The sequence below is a fragment of the Ottowia massiliensis genome (genome assembly GCF_900240305.1).
Classification (GTDB): domain Bacteria; phylum Pseudomonadota; class Gammaproteobacteria; order Burkholderiales; family Burkholderiaceae_C; genus Ottowia; species Ottowia massiliensis.
In genome coordinates this window covers 610,577-626,530 of sequence record NZ_LT964854.1, presented here as the reverse complement: position 1 = coordinate 626,530, position 15,954 = coordinate 610,577, and the positions used below count along the sequence as shown (strand labels likewise).

The 15,954-nt window shown below is 65.9% G+C and carries 15 protein-coding genes; 13 read left to right on the top strand and 2 right to left on the bottom strand.

The genetic code is table 11. The annotated features are described in order from the left end of the window. The first annotated feature begins 203 nt into the window (after positions 1-203). The 5 genes from C1720_RS02800 to C1720_RS12770 all read left to right on the top strand — a co-directional run bounded on the left by C1720_RS02800 (position 204) and on the right by C1720_RS12770 (position 5,738). Complete coding sequence (locus C1720_RS02800) at positions 204-866, top strand: NAD(P)H-dependent oxidoreductase (protein ID WP_102283156.1); 663 nt, start codon at positions 204-206, stop codon at positions 864-866. Positions 867-997: 131 nt separating this feature from the next. Continuing rightward, complete coding sequence (locus C1720_RS02795) at positions 998-2,062, top strand: TRAP transporter substrate-binding protein (protein ID WP_102283155.1); 1,065 nt, start codon at positions 998-1,000, stop codon at positions 2,060-2,062. 154 nt (positions 2,063-2,216) lie between these two features. Beyond that, a complete protein-coding gene (locus tag C1720_RS02790; protein WP_102283154.1) occupies positions 2,217-2,927 on the top strand; it encodes an NAD(P)H-binding protein in 711 nt (236 codons plus the stop codon). Between the two features lie 165 nt (positions 2,928-3,092). Further along, on the top strand, positions 3,093-4,391 hold the full coding sequence (locus C1720_RS02785; RefSeq protein WP_050715669.1) for a TRAP transporter large permease: 1,299 nt from the start codon (positions 3,093-3,095) through the stop codon (positions 4,389-4,391). Between the two features lie 84 nt (positions 4,392-4,475). Continuing rightward, positions 4,476-5,738, top strand: a complete 1,263-nt coding sequence (locus tag C1720_RS12770) for a hypothetical protein (RefSeq protein ID WP_146006842.1) — start codon at positions 4,476-4,478, stop codon at positions 5,736-5,738. 421 nt (positions 5,739-6,159) lie between these two features. Here the strand turns inward: C1720_RS12770 and C1720_RS02770 are convergent, their stop codons facing one another. Further along, positions 6,160-7,539, bottom strand: a complete 1,380-nt coding sequence (locus tag C1720_RS02770; RefSeq protein WP_050715670.1) for a Na+/H+ antiporter NhaC family protein — start codon at positions 7,537-7,539, stop codon at positions 6,160-6,162. A 247-nt stretch (positions 7,540-7,786) separates the two neighbouring features. Between C1720_RS02770 and C1720_RS02765 the strand changes: the two genes are divergently transcribed. Next, a complete protein-coding gene (locus C1720_RS02765) occupies positions 7,787-9,097 on the top strand; it encodes a THUMP domain-containing class I SAM-dependent RNA methyltransferase (RefSeq protein ID WP_102283151.1) in 1,311 nt (436 codons plus the stop codon). Continuing rightward, positions 9,094-9,573 (top strand): putative toxin-antitoxin system toxin component, PIN family, encoded by a 480-nt coding sequence (locus C1720_RS02760; protein ID WP_102283150.1) that lies wholly within the window; start codon positions 9,094-9,096, stop codon positions 9,571-9,573. Before C1720_RS02765 ends, C1720_RS02760 begins: the two co-directional genes overlap by 4 nt. A gap of 313 nt (positions 9,574-9,886) precedes the next feature. On the opposite strand, the gene C1720_RS14395 is transcribed toward C1720_RS02760, so the two are convergent. Continuing rightward, the gene (locus C1720_RS14395; RefSeq protein WP_255397808.1) at positions 9,887-10,012 is read right to left on the bottom strand and encodes a hypothetical protein; all 126 of its coding nucleotides are present in this window, start codon (positions 10,010-10,012) and stop codon (positions 9,887-9,889) included. 223 nt (positions 10,013-10,235) lie between these two features. On the opposite strand from C1720_RS14395, the gene C1720_RS13960 reads away from it, so the two are divergent. The 6 genes from C1720_RS13960 to C1720_RS02725 all read left to right on the top strand — a co-directional run bounded on the left by C1720_RS13960 (position 10,236) and on the right by C1720_RS02725 (position 15,916). After that, entirely contained in the window at positions 10,236-10,745 is a 510-nt protein-coding gene (locus tag C1720_RS13960; protein WP_146006841.1) for a hypothetical protein, read from the top strand. A gap of 307 nt (positions 10,746-11,052) precedes the next feature. After that, on the top strand, positions 11,053-12,303 hold the full coding sequence (gene gspL / locus C1720_RS02745) for a type II secretion system protein GspL (RefSeq protein ID WP_102283148.1): 1,251 nt from the start codon (positions 11,053-11,055) through the stop codon (positions 12,301-12,303). Continuing rightward, positions 12,300-12,830, top strand: a complete 531-nt coding sequence (gene gspM / locus C1720_RS02740; RefSeq protein WP_050715674.1) for a type II secretion system protein GspM — start codon at positions 12,300-12,302, stop codon at positions 12,828-12,830. The genes gspL and gspM overlap by 4 nt, the downstream gene beginning before the upstream one ends. Continuing rightward, positions 12,827-13,738 (top strand): type II secretion system protein N, encoded by a 912-nt coding sequence (gspN, locus tag C1720_RS02735; RefSeq protein WP_102283147.1) that lies wholly within the window; start codon positions 12,827-12,829, stop codon positions 13,736-13,738. Before gspM ends, gspN begins: the two co-directional genes overlap by 4 nt. Positions 13,739-14,097: 359 nt before the next feature. After that, positions 14,098-14,814 carry a Bax inhibitor-1 family protein gene (locus C1720_RS02730; protein ID WP_102283146.1) on the top strand — a complete coding sequence of 239 codons (717 nt, stop codon included), beginning with the start codon at positions 14,098-14,100 and terminating at the stop codon, positions 14,812-14,814. A 139-nt stretch (positions 14,815-14,953) separates the two neighbouring features. Further along, positions 14,954-15,916: a LysR family transcriptional regulator gene (locus C1720_RS02725; RefSeq protein ID WP_050716537.1), complete on the top strand. Its 963-nt coding sequence runs from the start codon at positions 14,954-14,956 to the stop codon at positions 15,914-15,916. The last annotated feature ends 38 nt before the right edge of the window (positions 15,917-15,954 follow it).

Here is a 15,954-nt window from a genome sequence, read left to right as displayed (position 1 = left end):
CGCAATCTCCACTAGGACATCACGCTATTGATAAAGTAGCGGAAATAGCTCGCCAGCCTGCTTTTCGAGGCGGGGCCAGGAGCAAGTTCTCAAGCGACCCGGGCAGGGCGGCGCCAGCAGGAGCGTTCATGGGCGCTGATGGCGGCCAGTCAGCCGCACAATGCCGCTTTTCCCTGCCACTCTTCTTTTGAAAGGAGCCTCCCATGCTGGACAAGCAAGCCATTCTGGATGCCTACCAGTTTCGCCACGCCTGCAAGGCGTATGACCCGGCCCGCAAGATCAGCGACGACGATTTCCGCTTCATTCTGGAAACGGGGCGGCTGTCGCCCAGCTCCTTTGGCCTGGAGCCTTGGCGCTTTGTGGTCGTGCAAGAGCCGCAAACGCGCGCGCTCATCCGCGACATGGCCTGGGGCGCGCGCGAAAAGGTCATGGAGTGCAGCCACTTTGTCGTCATCCTCGCGCGCCAGCCCGCCATGCTCTCGCCCGATGGCGACTATTTGCCGCGCTTCATGCGCGAAGTGCAGCATTTGCCAGAAGAGGCGGTGCAGATGCGCCTGCGCTTTTTCCGCAATTTCAGCGAGAAAGACTTTGAGCTGGCCGGCCACCCGCGCGCTTTTTACGACTGGGCCTGCAAGCAAACCTACATCGCCCTGGGCAACATGCTCACGGCGGCGGCCATGATTGGCGTGGATTCCACCGCCATCGAAGGCTTTCCGCTGGAGGCCATGAACAGCGCACTGGCCGGGCGCGGCCTGTATGACCCGGCCCAGTTCAAGCTGAGCGTGATGGCCGCCTTTGGCTACCGCCTGAACGCCCCGCAGCCCAAGACGCGCCAGCGCCTGCAAGACGTGGTGCAGTGGGCGTGAAAGCCGCGCCAGCGCGCGCCTGCGCTGGCCGTTCGTGGAATCCGTGATTGATTTCACCGGCGCGATAGCTAATCTTCAAGCGCGCTGCAAGCCGCCCGCAGAGGCGGCTGCGCGCACACAGGAGACACATCATGCCGGCCACCCCCCGAATCACCCCCAACACCTTCCGTGCCGCGCCCCATGCGCCCGCCCGCCGCGCGCTGCTGGCAGGCGCTTTGGCCCTGGCCCTGCCGGGGCTGCCTGGGGTCCGCCTCGCGCGGGCCGCTGCGCCCCCGTCTGCCATTCAGTGGACGCTCGCCGCTGGCTACGGCCCCGGCGTTTTCATGACCGACAACCTCCGGCAATTTGCCGCCCGCCTGAGCGAAAGCAGCCAGGGCCGCCTTCAGGTGCAAGTGCAGGCGCTGGGCCAGCCCCACAGCATGGCCGACATTCGCCAGGCCACGGGCGAAGGCGCCATCACCGGCGGCCAGGTGCTGGGCAGCGCCATGAGCGCCGAATTTCCCATTGCGGGCATTGACAGCCAGCCCTTTCTCACGGCCTCGCCCCAGGACGCCCGCCGTCTGTGGAAATACCAAAAGCCCGTGCTTGAGAAAGACTTCGCGGCCCGTGGCCTGAAGCTGCTTTACGCCGTGCCCTGGCCCGGCCAGGGGCTGTATGCCGTCAGCCCCTTGAACACCGGCGCCGACTTGCGCGGCCTGCGCATGCGCACCTATAACCTGACCACCGACTCGCTTGCCCAATACGCGGGCGCGCAAGCGCTGGATTTGCCCAGCGGCCCCGCCCTGGAGCAGGCGCTGCAAAGCGGCGGCGTGGACCTCATGCTGACTTCCGGCGCCACAGGCGTTGAGATGAGCGCCTGGCGGCGCTTCAAATACTTCTACGACCTGCGGGCCTACTACCCCAAAACGCTGGTTTTCGTCAGCGCCCGGGCCTTCAACGCGCTGGATGAGGCCCTGAAAAACCTCGTGCTCCAAGCCGCCCGCGCCGCTGAAGACAGCGGCTGGACGCAAAGCGAAAACCAGTCCCGGCAAGCCCTGCAAACCCTGCAGCGCAATGGCATGGAAGTGCTGGCCGCGCCCCCCGGCCTGAAGCTTTTTTTCGACCGCTTTGGCGAGCGCTACGCCATAGACTGGCTCAAGCAAGCAGGCGGCAGCGAAGCCAGCCTGGTTTTCGCCCCCTACCACGCCAACAAGTGAGCGGCAGCGGGCGCCAGCGCGCGAAAGCCGCCAGCTTTGGGTCAGCGTTTGGGCTCGCCTGCGCGCCTTGCGCCCATCCTGATGCGCTGCCGCGCGCGGCCAAGGTTTTGGAAACCTGCTCTAAGCTCGGCGCCAGCTCAAGGAGGCTGTGAATATGGAATCCATTCCCAAAACTGCTCTGGTCGTGGGCGCCACGGGGGCCGTGGGCCGCGAGCTGGTGCGGCAGATGTGCGAGATGCGGCCCGATTACGGGCGGGTGATTGCCTGGGTGCGCAAGCCGCTGAATTACCGCCACGCCAAGCTGTTTGTTGAAGAAATCGACTTCGACCACATAGACGCGCTGCCGCCCGAGCAGGTGCATGACATTTACTGCGCCCTGGGCACGACGCTGAAGCAGGCGGGCAGCGAGGAAGCCTTTTTGCAAGTGGATGTGGAATACCCCAAGGCGCTGGCCCAATGGGGCCGCAAGGCGGGCGCGCGCTGCTTCGTGCTGGTTTCCGCGCCCGACGCCAGCCGCAACTCCAAACACTTTTACCTGCGCGCCAAGGCCAAGGCTGAAAAGGCGGTGCGGGCGGCCGGTTTTCGCAGCCTGGTGATTGCGCGCGCGCCGCTGATTGACGCGCAGCGCCAGGACTTTCGCTGGACGGAGCTGCTGGGCATTGCCGCCTTTGGCCTGTTTGGCCGCCTGCTGCCGGGCAAGTACGACAAGTACCGCCCCATGTCCGCCGGGGCCATTGCGCAGGCCATTCTGGCGGCCACGCAGGAGCCGCGGCCCGGCGAGCAGGTGGTGTATCCCTACGAGTTTTTCCTGCCGCCGCGCGCCGATGACAACGCAGACGACGATGACGAGGCCGTGATGGGATGAAGCGGATGGAAAGAACAATGGAGAAAGCGCCAAATCAGCTCCTGAATCAATAGCTGCAGGTCTTAGATGAATAAGCGCAGAACCTATTTCTAGCCCGCATGAATTTGCTCCTCTTTCTGATATGAAACCCATGCCGCCCAGCCGGGCGGCTGCAAAGGCTGACCGATGAATCTGGATTACGACACGCTCAGCATCATGCTGTTCGCGCTCTTTGTGGGCCTGCTGGCCGCTGGCGTGCCGCTGGCGGTGACGCTGGGGCTGGCGGGCACGGCGGTGGTGGCGCTGGCCGACCTGGGGCTGTCTTCGGTGCCGCTGAACGTGTACAGCAGCGTCTCCAAATACCCGCTGCTGGCCATTCCGATGTTCGTGCTGGCGGGCATCATTTTCGAGCGCGCGGGCATCGCTGGCTCGATGGTGCGGCTGGCTTCGGCCATCGTCGGCCCGCGCCGGGGCGGGCTGGCCGTGACCACCATTTTGGTGGCGATGGTGCTGGGCGGCATTTCCGGCTCCGGCCCCGCCGCCTCATCCGCCGTGGGGGCGGTCATGATTCCGCAAATGCTGCGGGCGGGCTACCCGCGCGGCTACGCGGCCTCGGTGGTGGCGGCGGGCGCTTCCACCGACATTCTCATTCCGCCTTCCATTGCTTTTGTCATCTACAGCATGCTGGTGCCCGCCGCTGGCGTGCCCGCGCTTTTTGCCGCCGGCCTGCTGCCGGGCGTGCTGGCAGGCGTGGCGCTGATGGCCGGCGCGGTGTGGCTGGCGCGCGCGGGGCGGCTGGGCAATGAGCAGGACCTGCCCCGCCCGCCGTTCTGGAAAAGCCTGCGCGAAGCCATCTGGGCGCTGATGGCGCCCGTCATCATTCTGGGCAGCCTGCGCACCGGTGTGGTCACGCCCACGGAAGCGGCCGTGCTGGCCGTCACCTACGGGCTGCTGGTGGGCGTGCTGGTTTACAAGTCGCTCAACTGGCGCGCCATTTATGAAGTGCTGGTGGAGTCGTGCGAAGTTTCCGCCGTCATCCTCACCATCCTGGCGCTGGCCTCGGTGTTTGCCGTGGCGAGCAACGCGCTGGGCACCTTCGAGCACATGGCGGCCTTTCTGGTGCGCTCGGTTTCGTCTGAAACCGCGATGCTGCTGGCCATCAACGTCATCTTGCTGCTGGCGGGCATGTTCATCGACGGCATTTCCATCTTCTTCATCTTCCTGCCGCTGTTTCTGCCCATCATGGCCCACTTCGGCTGGGACCCGGTGTGGTTCGGCGTGCTGATGACGCTCAACATCGCCCTCGGCCAGTTTCACCCGCCCGTGGGCCTGAACCTGGTGGTGACCTGCAAGCTGGCCAATGCCTCCATGGAATCCACCACCCGCTGGGCCTTCGCCCTGGCGCTGTTCATGCTGGCCGTGCTGCTGCTGTGCACCTTCGTGCCCGCCGTGTCGCTGTGGCTGCCGAAGGCGCTGGGGTATTGAGGATGGATACGGTTTTTTCTGCAAGAAGAATACAAATCCATAAGATTTTGGGCGCACCTGCACGGACATCCATATTGATTCACCATGCCAGAAAACAAGACATTGATAGCGAATTCAGTCTTTTCCTATTGCGAACGCAATGGCAGCGCGCCAGGTGAAATCGAAGGCCAGGCAACCGGTCTGCATGAAAGCAAAAGAGCCACAACAAAATCCAGCCCCCGCCCACTGAAAGGCAGACCCAAGCCATTCAAGACCACATCATTATTCATCCCCACGCTTGAACTGGATTGCCAAATTTCCTTCGGGACTTTGGATGCGTATAGCGAATGCGTGAAAGAAATGGGTTTTGAAACGTTCCAGAGGAATATCGACAGGCATTATCCCATGGAAACGCCTTATTTCAAGAGGAAGGTCGCTGAATTTTGCGCCAAGGTAAAAGAGCATGTCGAAAATGAATATCCTGGCGCAAATGTGGAGATTCTCAATATTCTCGAAAAGGCCATGCAGGGTGACCAGACAGCTGCCATCCAGGCGGACGCTTTCAGTCATTGGCAGGCGGGGACGGCAGGACTTCCCTTGAATGAGTTTAATGAAACTTGGCGCCGGTACAGGTGCATAGAGCACTCGATGCGGCGGGCCGAGGCATTGTTTCATCAGGAGCGATATGCCGAAACGGCGGCAGAAATACGAAACCAGCCTGATGCATCCATCTATTGGCGACATGACTCGCTGGAAAAACTTGGGGAAGCAAAAAACAAGGCGCAAGCTTTGGGAGCATTGCCGGTTCCATTTTTTGAGCTGCAAATATCACTGGCAGCTGAAAGAGCGGCTTCACATCCCCTATGGCAGATGGCGAGAAATGACTTGGGTATGGGGCCAGCCTCGTTCATGGCAACAGGAAGGAGTGGAACCATCAAATTGGCGTCCAAATGGATGAAGGCCTTGCAAAAGGCATGCAAATCAAAGTCGCAGCAGGATCTGCATGAATATATTTCTGAAAAAAGCGGAAACAAGATTAATTTATCCAGTCTGGGAGCCTATTACGCCGACAGATATTTCCCGGATGAAGAAAAGGTTATGGAAATTCTTTTTTTCTTGCGTGAGAAAGTGCAAGGCGATTTGCTAAATTGTCTTTTCTTTCTGGCCCGGGAAGCGCGCAGGGTTTATTTTGCCTTGAGAACCCTGACCTGGCTTGATGACCAGCTTGAAAAACAATCCGAATATTTGCCAAATTATTCGTCTGAATACATGGGTGCGCCCAATGCAAGCGCATGGGCGGCGCAGTCATTTGAATACTGGACAAAAAATGGCATCAAGCAGCTACGGCCGCTTGATGCCATTGCCTGATTTACCTCGCAAAATGAATTTGCGTCGCGCCATGAACGCCCCTTTCAGGGCTATTCATGGATGCGCTGGCAAACCTATTTTGCTTTTGGCGGATTATTGCTGCGGCCGCCGCCGGATGGATTGCCTGTTGTGCTGGGCCAGCCGCCGCCATTTCCTTGCTTTGATGCTGGCGGGTTGTTGCGGCGGCCGCCGCCGGAAGGATTACCGGTTTTGCTGGGCCAGCCGCCATTGCTTTGTTTGTAGCTCATAGATTTCCTTTCAGAGTGTGGTTGAAGATTTGTTGCGTAACGGCGCCGATTTTGTCTTCTCCAAAAAGAATATCTATTGCACTATTTATGGCAAAAATGGCGCATGGCATCGGCTGATCTACTGGGCCGCGCACACAGCGTTGATGACGGCGCTTTGGAGGCTCTAGCCCCCTTCAAACCCGGCTGATCGTGCGGCCCGAAAAGCCGAAGGCCAGCGTCAGCAGCAGGCACAGCCAGCAGAAGGTGGCCCAGGGCAGGTAGTCGAGCACGGGCACGCCCAGCGCGTGGCTGATGAACACGCCGCACACGCCCCAGGGCACCAGCGGGTTGATGACGGTGCCTGCGTCTTCCACCGTGCGGGCGATGTTGCGCGGGTGCAGGCCCAGGCGCTCGTAAACGGGCTTGAAGGTGTGTCCGGCCAGCAGCAGGCTCAGGTATTGCTCGCCAATCAGCACGTTCACGCCCAGCGAGGTGGCGGCCACGCTGAAGGTGGCGCGTCCGGCCGTCGTCAGCATGTGGCTGATGCCCGCCAGCAGCGCGGGCAGCACGCCCAGCGCGTTCAGCAGCCCGCCCAGGCTCAATGCCAGGATCACGATGGTCTGCGTGAAAAACATGCTCTCGATGCCGCCGCGCGAAAGCAGCCGCCCCACATCGCCCAGCTCCAGCCCTTCGGGCGGGTGGTAGCCCTTGAAGAAAAAGCCGCCCAGCTCGCCCAGCGCCGGCCCGCCGCTGGCGTAAGTGATGAGCAGCGCCACGGCAATGGTGATGCTGATGGCGTAAATCGTGCTCACCCGCCGCAGCGCCAGCGCCACCAGCGCCACAAAGGGCAGCAGCGCCCAGCCGCTGATCAGGCCGCTGGCGGCCAGTTGCTGCTGAAAGAGCTGCACGCCCGCCAGGCCGCCTTCGCCCACCTGCGCGGGCAGCAGCCACAAAAGCAGCGCCGTGAGCAGCCAGGCGGGCGCCGTGGTGTAGCTCATGTTGCGGATGTGCTCGAACAAATCGATGCCGACGATGGAAGCGGCAATGGCCGTGGTGTCGGACAGCGGCGACATCTTGTCGCCGAAAAACGCGCCCGAAACCACGGCCCCGGCCACGATGGCCGGCTGCGCCCCCAGCGCCTGCCCCATGCCCATGAAGGCCACGCCCAGCGTGGCGCAAGTGGTCAGGCTGCTGCCAATGGCAATGCCCACCACGGAAGTGAGCACGAAGGCCGACACGTAAAACAGCCCCGGCGCAATGGCCCCCAGCCCGTAGTACATGAGCGTGGGAATGGCGCCCGACATCATCAGAGCCGACACCAGCAGCCCGATGAAGAAAAACAGGTAAATCGCGCCTATGCCCGACATCACCCCGCCGGCCATGCCGCGCTGCATGTCGGCAAAGGCCAGCCCCTTGAGCCGCCCCAGCGCCAGCAGCGCGCACAGCACGAGGATGATGGACACGTGCGGCGCCCAGCCAAAGCCGATCATGGTCACGCCCATCACGGCAATGCAGGCGGCGGCAAGCAGCGCCGCTTCGGCGGGCTGCATTTCAAGCAGGGGTTTGGCGTTCATTGTTTTTGCAAAAGTGTGGAAGCTGTATCCAGCCGCCAAGCATAGTAGGGTGGCAGTGGCGGCCGCAGCTTTTGGGGTCGACTTTATTTGCTCCTTCATCCATAGCATGAGGTCCTAGTGGAATGTGCGCAAGGCAGGTTTAAAGCCCGCCTGAATTTGCTTCTGTTTTTGATAAAAAACGCGCCACGGCAATCCAGCCCGCCCGGCGGCCCGCGCGGCAGGCGGGGCTTGGCCTACCATGCCTTGCATGAGCGATGAAGCATTGACCCTCTTTCTGCCCTGCGCGGCAGGCGTGCAAGACTTTCTGGCCGATGAAGTGCACGGCCTGACCGGCCTGGCCGGGCAAGACCTGCTGATCGAGCGCGGCGGCATTTATGCGCGCGGCCGCTGGCGCGACGTGATGCGGCTGAACCTGCACAGCCGCCTGGCGCAGCGCGTGCTGCTGGAGCTGGCCCACGCGCCGTGCGAAAGCGAAGACGCCCTCTACGCGCTGGTGCGGCGCGTGCCCTGGGAAGACTGGTTTGGCACGCGCCACACCTTCCGCGTGGACGTCACCGCGCGCGGCAGCGCCTTCAAAAGCCTGCAATTTGCCGCCCTGCGCGTCAAAGACGCCGTTGCCGACCGCTTTCGCGAGCGCAGCGGCGCGCGCCCCAGCGTGCAAACGCAGCAGCCCGACGTGCGCATTCACCTGCACCTGGACGGCGCACACGCCAGCTTGCTGCTGGATACCAGCGGCGAGCCGCTTTTCAAACGCGGCTGGCGGCAAGACAAAGGCGACGCCCCGCTCAAGGAAACCCTGGCCGCCGCCATGCTGGCCGCCAGCGGCTGGTGGCAGCCCGCCCGGCGCGCAGTCGCCGCGCAACCGCTGTATGACCCCTGCTGCGGCAGCGGCACCATCGTCATCGAAGCGGCGCAACTGGCGCTGGGCCTGCCGCCCGGCGGCCAGCGGCGCTTCGCCTTCGAGCGCCTGCCGCTTTTCAAACGCGACGAATGGCAAGCCATGAAAGACGAAGCCGAAGCCGCCGCCCGGCCCGCGCCCGCCGCGCCGCGCATCTTCGGCAGCGACGTGTCGCACCGCATGGTGGACTTCGCCCAGCGCAACGCCGAACGCGCCGGCGTGGCGCAAGCCGTGCAACTGCGCGGCGGCGACGCGCTCCAGCGCCAGCCGCCATGCGCCGAGCCGGGCCTCATCCTCATGAACCCGCCCTACGGCGAGCGCATCGCCGTCGCCGGCAAAGCTGGCGCCGGAAAAGAAACGGGCTGGAAAACAGGCCAGGGGCGCGAAACCTTCCAAACCGCCACCTTGCGCCGGGGCGATGAAAACAGCCCCGGCCAAGAAAGCGCCCACGACTTCTTCGAGCAACTCAGCCAGCACTGGAAAACCCACTTTGGCGGCTGGACCGCTTGGCTGCTCACGCCCGACGCCCGCCTGAGCGCGCGCCTGCGCCTGAAAGAAAGCCGCCGCGTGCCCCTGTTCAACGGCCCCATCGAATGCCGCCTGCTGCGCTTTGAACTCACCGCCCGCCGCCCGGCCAGCGCCCCCGGCCCCGCCGCATGAACCTGGTCATCGACACCAACTGGGCGCTGGACCTGCTGCTCTTTGACGAACCCGCCGCCGCCAGCGTGCGCGCCGCCTTGCAAACCGGGCAAGCGCGCTGGCTGGCCACGCAAGGCATGCGCAGCGAACTCGCCCGCGTGCTCACCTACGCCGCCTTGCAAAAGCAGCTGGCCGCCCGCCACTGCGCCGCCGAACAAGTGCTGGCCGCCTTCGACAACCTGGCCCGCCTGCTGCCCGCCGCCCCGCGCGCGCCCGTGCTGTGCAGCGACGCCGACGACCAGCCTTTCATCGACCTGGCCCTGGCCCACCAGGCCACGCTGCTCACCAAAGACCGCCGCGTGCTCGCCACCGCCCGCCGCCTGGCCCCGCTGGGCGCGCGCGTGGCGCAGCGGTGGAATGCGGTGAATGAAGCGCGAGGCCAAACGGCAAACAAATGCTGCCATTCGCAACAAAACTTGAAAAGCGGTGGCGTTTGACGGCCTGCCTGCATGCGGCGTTCAGCGCCTGCCTTCCCCCAGTGTGCATGCCCTGACAGGCGCCGTGTGCGCAGCTTTGCGTCATGCCGGAACCAGGGTAAGTATGTAGCTGTATGCATGCACAGCCTGGTAACCGCACCAGCTTGCCATGCCAGCAGGAGAAGTCATCCAATCGGCTGCTTCAACTCTCTTGAACTTTCACGAAAGGAAACATCATGGCAGGCGGAAAAGGTGGATCGGGCGGCGCGGGTGGCGCTGGCGGCGGACGTGGCGCAGGCGGCAGCCGTGGCGCGGGCCGTGGGCATTCTTCCGGTCATTCTTCGGGCGCCAGCCGGGGCAAGGCGGCCCGGTCGGCATCAAGGACGGCGGCGCGCAGCCCGGCTTCGCGAATCGGCGCTGCTTTTTCGCACGTGGCCAGCGCCGTCAAGGCCGCATTCAATTCAGTTGCGGACAGAGTTGCGCCCAAAGGCTCCTTTGCTGGCAGCCTGCTGGGGCGGCTTGCCACCAGGCTGGGGGTTCCCAGTTCCGTTGTTCACAGCCGGTTTGCCGATGTCGCCTACACCGCGCTGACCGCGGCCAGCCCGGCGTTGGCGCTGGCTGACGGTCTGGCCAACACCCAAAAGAGCACGTTCGCCGGCGCCTTTTCCACAGGCGTAGCGCAATTGGCGGCCAGCAAAGGACTGCCCGGCTTTGCCGCCAGGGCGCTGGGCGATCTGGCGGCAGGCCAGCTGTCGCGCGCCCAAACGGGCCTGTCGCGCGGCGCGCTGGATGTGGCGCGCTCCATTCAGGAAGGCTTCGGCAGCGTGTTGCATGACGCCACGCGCTCCCTGGGCCAAAGCTTTGCCAGCCACGTGGCTTCCAAGGTGGAAAGCGCCGTGCCCGGCGCCACCCAGGGGCTGGCCCGCGCAGGCACATCCGTCTGGCGCGCGGCCATGAAAGACGGCATGGAGCAAGTCCTTGGCAAGCAAGGGCGGCAAACCATGCAGGAAGAGCTTCCCATCCTGTTTGGCAACAGCGACATGAACCAGGTCACGCAAGCCCTGGCAGGCACGGGCGTGCCTGAAAACGACAAGGAGGCCCAGGCCATCAATGACCCGAATGCCTATGTTCAGCAGGAAATCGAACGCTTCCTGAGCGAGTTCATCGCGCAAATGGATGCCGCGTTGCGCTGAGCACGGCCTCGTCTTCTGTCCCCCGCACACAAGCCCCGCTGGCGCCGCATGGCCCGGCGGGGCTTGCTGGTTTCCGGGCCGGCGCAACCGGGTCGCCAGGCGGGAGGAAAGAAGGTTCTTGCTACTTCATCAATAGCAAACTTTCCCGGTAAATAAAGCGACACAAGGCATTTTTCATGCCGTTGATTTGCTCCTTTTTTTGATGCAAGGCGGCAAGCGGCTTCTCCTGCGAATGGCCAGGTTCATTCGCCGCTTGCGCCGTGCGCGGGCTGTTGCTGGCATGGCCCCTCAATAGAATCGCCCGCCCATGAGCCTGCTTCTAGTCATGCTGCCGCCTGGCCCGCCGGGCGTTTATGCCTACGTCACCTCGCAAGACGGCCTGACGGTGGCCCGCCACGGCAGCGGCGTGGCCGCCACGCTGCTGCCGCCGGCCGGGCGCGGCGTGGAGGTGGTGGCCATCGCGCCTGCCGCACGGCTGGCCTGGCAGCGCGTGGCCTTGCCCAAGGGCGTCGGCCCCGGATCGGCCCGCTTGCGCCCCGCGCTGGAAGGGTTGCTGGAAGACCGTTTGCTGGAAGACGCGGCGCGCCTGCATTTCGCGCTGGAGCCTTCGGCGCGCGGCGGCGGCGGCGAGTGCTGGGTGGCGCTGTGCGACCGCGCCTGGCTCAAGGCGCATTTGAGCGCGCTGGAAGCGGCGCAGCGCCCCGTCAGCCGCATCGTGCCCGAGGCCGCGCCGCAAGACGGCCCTGTTTCGCTGCTGATCACCGGCACGGCAGACCAGCCCCAGGCGCTGATCACGGGCGAGGGCGTGGAAGCTGGCGTGCAGGCGCTGCCTTTCACCCCCGCCGCCCTGGCGCTGCTGCCGCAGGACGATGCGGGCCGCTTGCCCGAAGACGCCGCCGTGCAGGCCGAGCCTGCCGTGGCGCAAATGGTCGAGCGCCTGCTGGGCGGAGGCGTGGCGCTGCTGCCGCAGCCCGAGCGCCTGCTGCTGGCGGGCCGCAGCGCCTGGGACCTGGCCCAGCTCGATCTGGCGCAGAACACCCGCGCGCGCGCGGGCAAGCGGCTGGCCTCCTTGTGGCGCGCCTGGCTGCACGAGCGCATGTGGCGGCCCGCCCGCTGGGGCCTGGCGCTGGCGCTGCTGGCCAATCTGGCCGGCCTGAACGCCTGGGCCTGGAACGAGCGCGCCAGCCTGCGCGACTTGCGCGCGCGCATTGACACCGTGCTCACCGATACCTTCCCCCAGGTGCGGGCCGTGGTGGATGCGCCCGTGCAAATGGAGCGCGAAGTGGCCGCGCTGCGCCAGGCCACCGGCGCGCCTTCCGCGCGCGACATGGAGCCGATGCTGGCTGCGCTGGGCCAGGCCCTGCTGGCCCATCCAGAGGCGGGCAGCCCCGCCGCCATTGAATACGACACGGGCGAAATCACCCTCAAGGGCCTGCAACTGGACGGCGCGGCCTTGCAGGATGCCGCCGCCCACCTGCGCCCGCTGGGCTATCAGGCCGAAGCCGTGGAAGGCGGCTTGCGCGTGAGCCAAGCCGCATCCGCCGGAGCGCAGCCATGAGCCGCAGCGGGAAGGCATCTGCCTTTGCGGCGCTGGCCGCATCCGCTGCGGCGGGCTGGGGCAGGCTGCACGCGCGCGAGCGCCGTCTGGTGCTGCTGGCTGCCGCCGTGGTTTTGGGCGCGCTGCTGTGGCAGCTGGCGCTGGCGCCCGCCGTGCGCACGCTGCGGCAGGCCGAAGGCGAGCGCGCCGCACTTCAGGCGCGCTGGCAGCAGATGCAGCTGCTCAAGAGCGAGGCCGAAGCCTTGCAGGCCATGCCCCGGCTGGCACCGGGCCAGGCCCAGCGCGCCTTGCAGGAATCGGTTGAGCAGACGCTGGGCGCGGCCGCGCGCCTGAGCATCACGGGCGACCGCGCCACGCTCACCCTCAAGGCCGCGCCCGCCGCCGCGCTGGCGCAGTGGCTGCAACAGGCCCGCGCCAACGCCCGCGCCGTGCCCACCCAGGCCCGCCTGACGCGCCCGGCGGGCAGCCCGCCCGGCAGCGCTGCTGTGTGGGACGGCTCCATCACCCTTGCCCTGCCGCCGGCATGAGCCGCCGCAAGCCGCGCTTCGCAGACTTTGCCCCGTCCGGGCATTCCGGCTTTGGGCATTCCGAATTTCCTTCGGGCTTCAGCCCCAGCCAGCTGGGCGCGGGCCGCGCCCGCCCGGCCTTGGCCCGCCCGCGCCCGCGCGCGCCGTGGCGCTCGGCCCTGGCCGGGGCTTTCATCGGGCTGGCCGTCACCCTCGTCTGGCAGGCGCCCGCCCGCTGGCTGGCCGCTGCCGTGCGCGCGGGCAGCGGCGGCATGGTGCAGCTGGCCGAGCCTTATGGCACCGTCTGGCGCGGCTCGGCCCGCCTCATGCTCGCAGGCGGGGAGGGCAGCCGTGGCCGCGTGGCGCTGCCAGGCCGCGTGCAGTGGCAGCTTTCTCCCGGCTGGCTGGCCGCCAGCGTGCGCCTTCAGGCCGATTGCTGCACGCCTCAGGGGCCGCTGGCCGCGCGCGTGCGCTGGCAGTGGGGCGGCGTGCAGGTGGCCGTGGAAGATGGCCAGTCCGCCTGGCCCGCCGCCCTCCTTGCCGGCCTGGGCACGCTGTGGAACACCGTGCAGCTGCAAGGCGACATCACGCTGCGCACGCACGGGCTTTCTTTCGGCTGGGTGCAGGGCCGCCTGCATTTGCAAGGGCAGGCCGGGGCCACGGCGCGGCAGGTGGCTTCGCGCCTTTCGCCCCTGAAGCCGCTAGGCTCCTACAGCGTCACCCTCACGGGCGGCGAAACGCCCTCGCTGAGCCTGTCCAGCCTGCCCGGCAGTGCGCTGCTGCTGTCTGGCAGCGGGCAGTGGGTCGGCCAGCGCCTGCGCTTTACCGGCCAGGCTGAAGCCACGCCGGGCACCGAGGCGCAGCTGCTCAACCTGCTCAATATCCTGGGCCGCCGCCAGGACAACAAGGCCGTCATCACCTTCGGGTAGCGCGGCGCGCGCGGCAAGGCTGGCCTGTGCTGTGCAGCCCAACCCGCCGCCTTTCATGGCCGCGCTCTGAACCGGCGCTGGCCGCGAATGAACGGGCCAAGCCAGCAAGAGAGCGTGAAACGCGCCCCGTTATTTTTGCTCCTTTATCCATAGCAATATGTCCTAGTGGAGACTGCGCGGAACGGCATTTTGATACCCTTGAATCTGCTCCTGTTTCTGATGTAGCCTGGCAGGCTGTGGGGCCATCCGCAAGCCTGGCGCTTCCACCAGCCGCGCGCCGCCGCTGCGCGGCAGGGCGCAGGCGGCTGCATACAATGCCGCTCCCCCTTTTGTTACCCCCTTTTTTGAGGAGATTGCGCATGAGCCTGAACGACCGATTTCTGAACGATTACGCCGCTGGCTCCGCTGGCGCGGATTTCGCCGCGCAGCGCAACCGCGTGCTGCGCAACACCTATTGGCTGCTGGCGCTGTCGCTCGTGCCGACGGTGCTGGGCGCGTGGCTGGGCATGGCCACGGGCATTGGCTATGCGTTCACGGGCTGGCTGCGGCTGGTGGTGTTTCTGGGCGGCGCGTTCGCCTTCATGTGGGCCATTCAGAAAAACCGCAATTCGGGCGCGGGCGTGGCGCTGCTGCTGGGCTTTACGTTCTTCATGGGCGTGATGCTCTCGAGCCTGCTGGGCTTTGTGCTGGGCATGAAAAACGGCGAGGCGGTGGTGATGACGGCCGTGGGCGGCACCGCCGGCGTGTTCGCCGTGATGGCGACGCTGGCCAGCGTGATCAAGCGCGATTTGTCCGGCCTGGGGCGCTGGCTGGCGGTGGGCGCTGCCATCACGTTTGTGGGCTTCATCGCCTGCGGGCTGCTGGCGATGTTTTCCAGCAGCGCATCGCTGCCCTTGCTGATGGGGCTGTGCGCGCTGTCCATCATCGTGTTCAGCCTGTACATGCTTTATGACATCAAGCGGATCATCGACGGCGGCGAGACGAACTACGTGATGGCCACGCTGGAGCTGTATCTGGACATCTACAACGTGTTCCAGTCCCTGCTGGTGCTGCTGGGCGTGACGAACAACGACTGATTCGCCCCGGTCTGCAAAGCTGCGAAAGCCCGCTTCGGCGGGCTTTTTCTCGTCCCGTGCAAGGCATCGCGCAGCAAGATGGCTTTTTCATTTTCAGCAATGAGATATAGAATTGCCATCTCGTTTCGAGATGAATTCCATGACCGCCGTGCCCGATTCCGCTGCCGCGCATGACTTTGCCCGCCGCCTGGACTTCACCACGCTGCAACTGTTTGTGGCCGTGGGGGAGACGGGCAGCATCGGCCGCGCCGCCGCGCGCGAGGCGCTGGCCGCGTCAGCCGTGAGCAAGCGGCTTTCGGAGCTGGAGGCGCTGGCGGGCGTGCCGCTGCTGCTGCGCCACGCGCGCGGCGTGGCGCTCACGCCAGCGGGGCAAAGCCTGCTGCGCCACGCGCAAGAAGCGCTGTTCGGGCTGGAGAAGATGCAGGCGGCGCTGGGCGAATACGCCAGCGGCGCGCGCGGGCCGGTGCGCGTGCACGCCAGCATCTCGGCGGTGGTGCAGTTTCTGCCCGACGACCTGGGGCGCTTCGTGCGCGAAAACGCGGACGTGAAGATTGAGCTGCAAGAGCACTTGTCCGCCGACGTGGTGCGCGCCGTGCAGGAAGGCGCGGCGGACGTGGGCATCTGCAACGCCAGCGCCCTGCCGCCCGCGCCGGGCCGCGCCGCGCCGCTGCAATCGCGCCCCTACCGGCAAGACCGCCTGCTGCTGGCCGTGCCGCAGGGCCACCCGCTGGCCGGGCGCGATGAAGTGGCTTTTGCCGACACGCTGGCCTTTGACCACGTGGGGCTGCAAGCGGGCAGCTCCATCAGCCAGGCCATGCAGCAGGCGGCCCGCCGTGCCGGGCGGCCCGTGCGGCTGCGCGTGCGCGTCACGGGCCTGGCCGCCATGTGCCGCATGATTGACAACGGCCTGGGCGTGGGCCTGATGCCCGGGCGCGCCTTCGCGCTGCTGCGCGGCGTGGGCCAGGGCCGCCTGCTGGGCGTGCCGCTGGCTGACGCCTGGGCGCTGCGCCAGATTGCCCTGATCGCCCGCGACTTCGACAGCCTGCCCGCCCCCGCCCGCGCACTGGTGGCGCACCTGGCGGCGGATGCGCCGCCCGCCTGAAAGCCTTTGCGCAAGCCCTTCAAGCCTTTCCTTCAAGC

What these genes read in the sequence shown, in the direction of transcription:
- C1720_RS02800 (WP_102283156.1), top strand. Translation starts at nt 204, where the DNA reads ATGCTGGACAAGCAAGCCATTCTGGATGCCTACCAGTTTCGCCACGCC.
- C1720_RS02795 (WP_102283155.1), top strand. Translation starts at nt 998, where the DNA reads ATGCCGGCCACCCCCCGAATCACCCCCAACACCTTCCGTGCCGCGCCC.
- C1720_RS02790 (WP_102283154.1), top strand. Translation starts at nt 2,217, where the DNA reads ATGGAATCCATTCCCAAAACTGCTCTGGTCGTGGGCGCCACGGGGGCC.
- C1720_RS02785 (WP_050715669.1), top strand. Translation starts at nt 3,093, where the DNA reads ATGAATCTGGATTACGACACGCTCAGCATCATGCTGTTCGCGCTCTTT.
- C1720_RS12770 (WP_146006842.1), top strand. Translation starts at nt 4,476, where the DNA reads ATGCCAGAAAACAAGACATTGATAGCGAATTCAGTCTTTTCCTATTGC.
- C1720_RS02770 (WP_050715670.1), bottom strand. Translation starts at nt 7,539, where the DNA reads ATGAACGCCAAACCCCTGCTTGAAATGCAGCCCGCCGAAGCGGCGCTG.
- C1720_RS02765 (WP_102283151.1), top strand. Translation starts at nt 7,787, where the DNA reads ATGAGCGATGAAGCATTGACCCTCTTTCTGCCCTGCGCGGCAGGCGTG.
- C1720_RS02760 (WP_102283150.1), top strand. Translation starts at nt 9,094, where the DNA reads ATGAACCTGGTCATCGACACCAACTGGGCGCTGGACCTGCTGCTCTTT.
- gspL (WP_102283148.1), top strand. Translation starts at nt 11,053, where the DNA reads ATGAGCCTGCTTCTAGTCATGCTGCCGCCTGGCCCGCCGGGCGTTTAT.
- gspM (WP_050715674.1), top strand. Translation starts at nt 12,300, where the DNA reads ATGAGCCGCAGCGGGAAGGCATCTGCCTTTGCGGCGCTGGCCGCATCC.
- gspN (WP_102283147.1), top strand. Translation starts at nt 12,827, where the DNA reads ATGAGCCGCCGCAAGCCGCGCTTCGCAGACTTTGCCCCGTCCGGGCAT.
- C1720_RS02730 (WP_102283146.1), top strand. Translation starts at nt 14,098, where the DNA reads ATGAGCCTGAACGACCGATTTCTGAACGATTACGCCGCTGGCTCCGCT.
- C1720_RS02725 (WP_050716537.1), top strand. Translation starts at nt 14,954, where the DNA reads ATGACCGCCGTGCCCGATTCCGCTGCCGCGCATGACTTTGCCCGCCGC.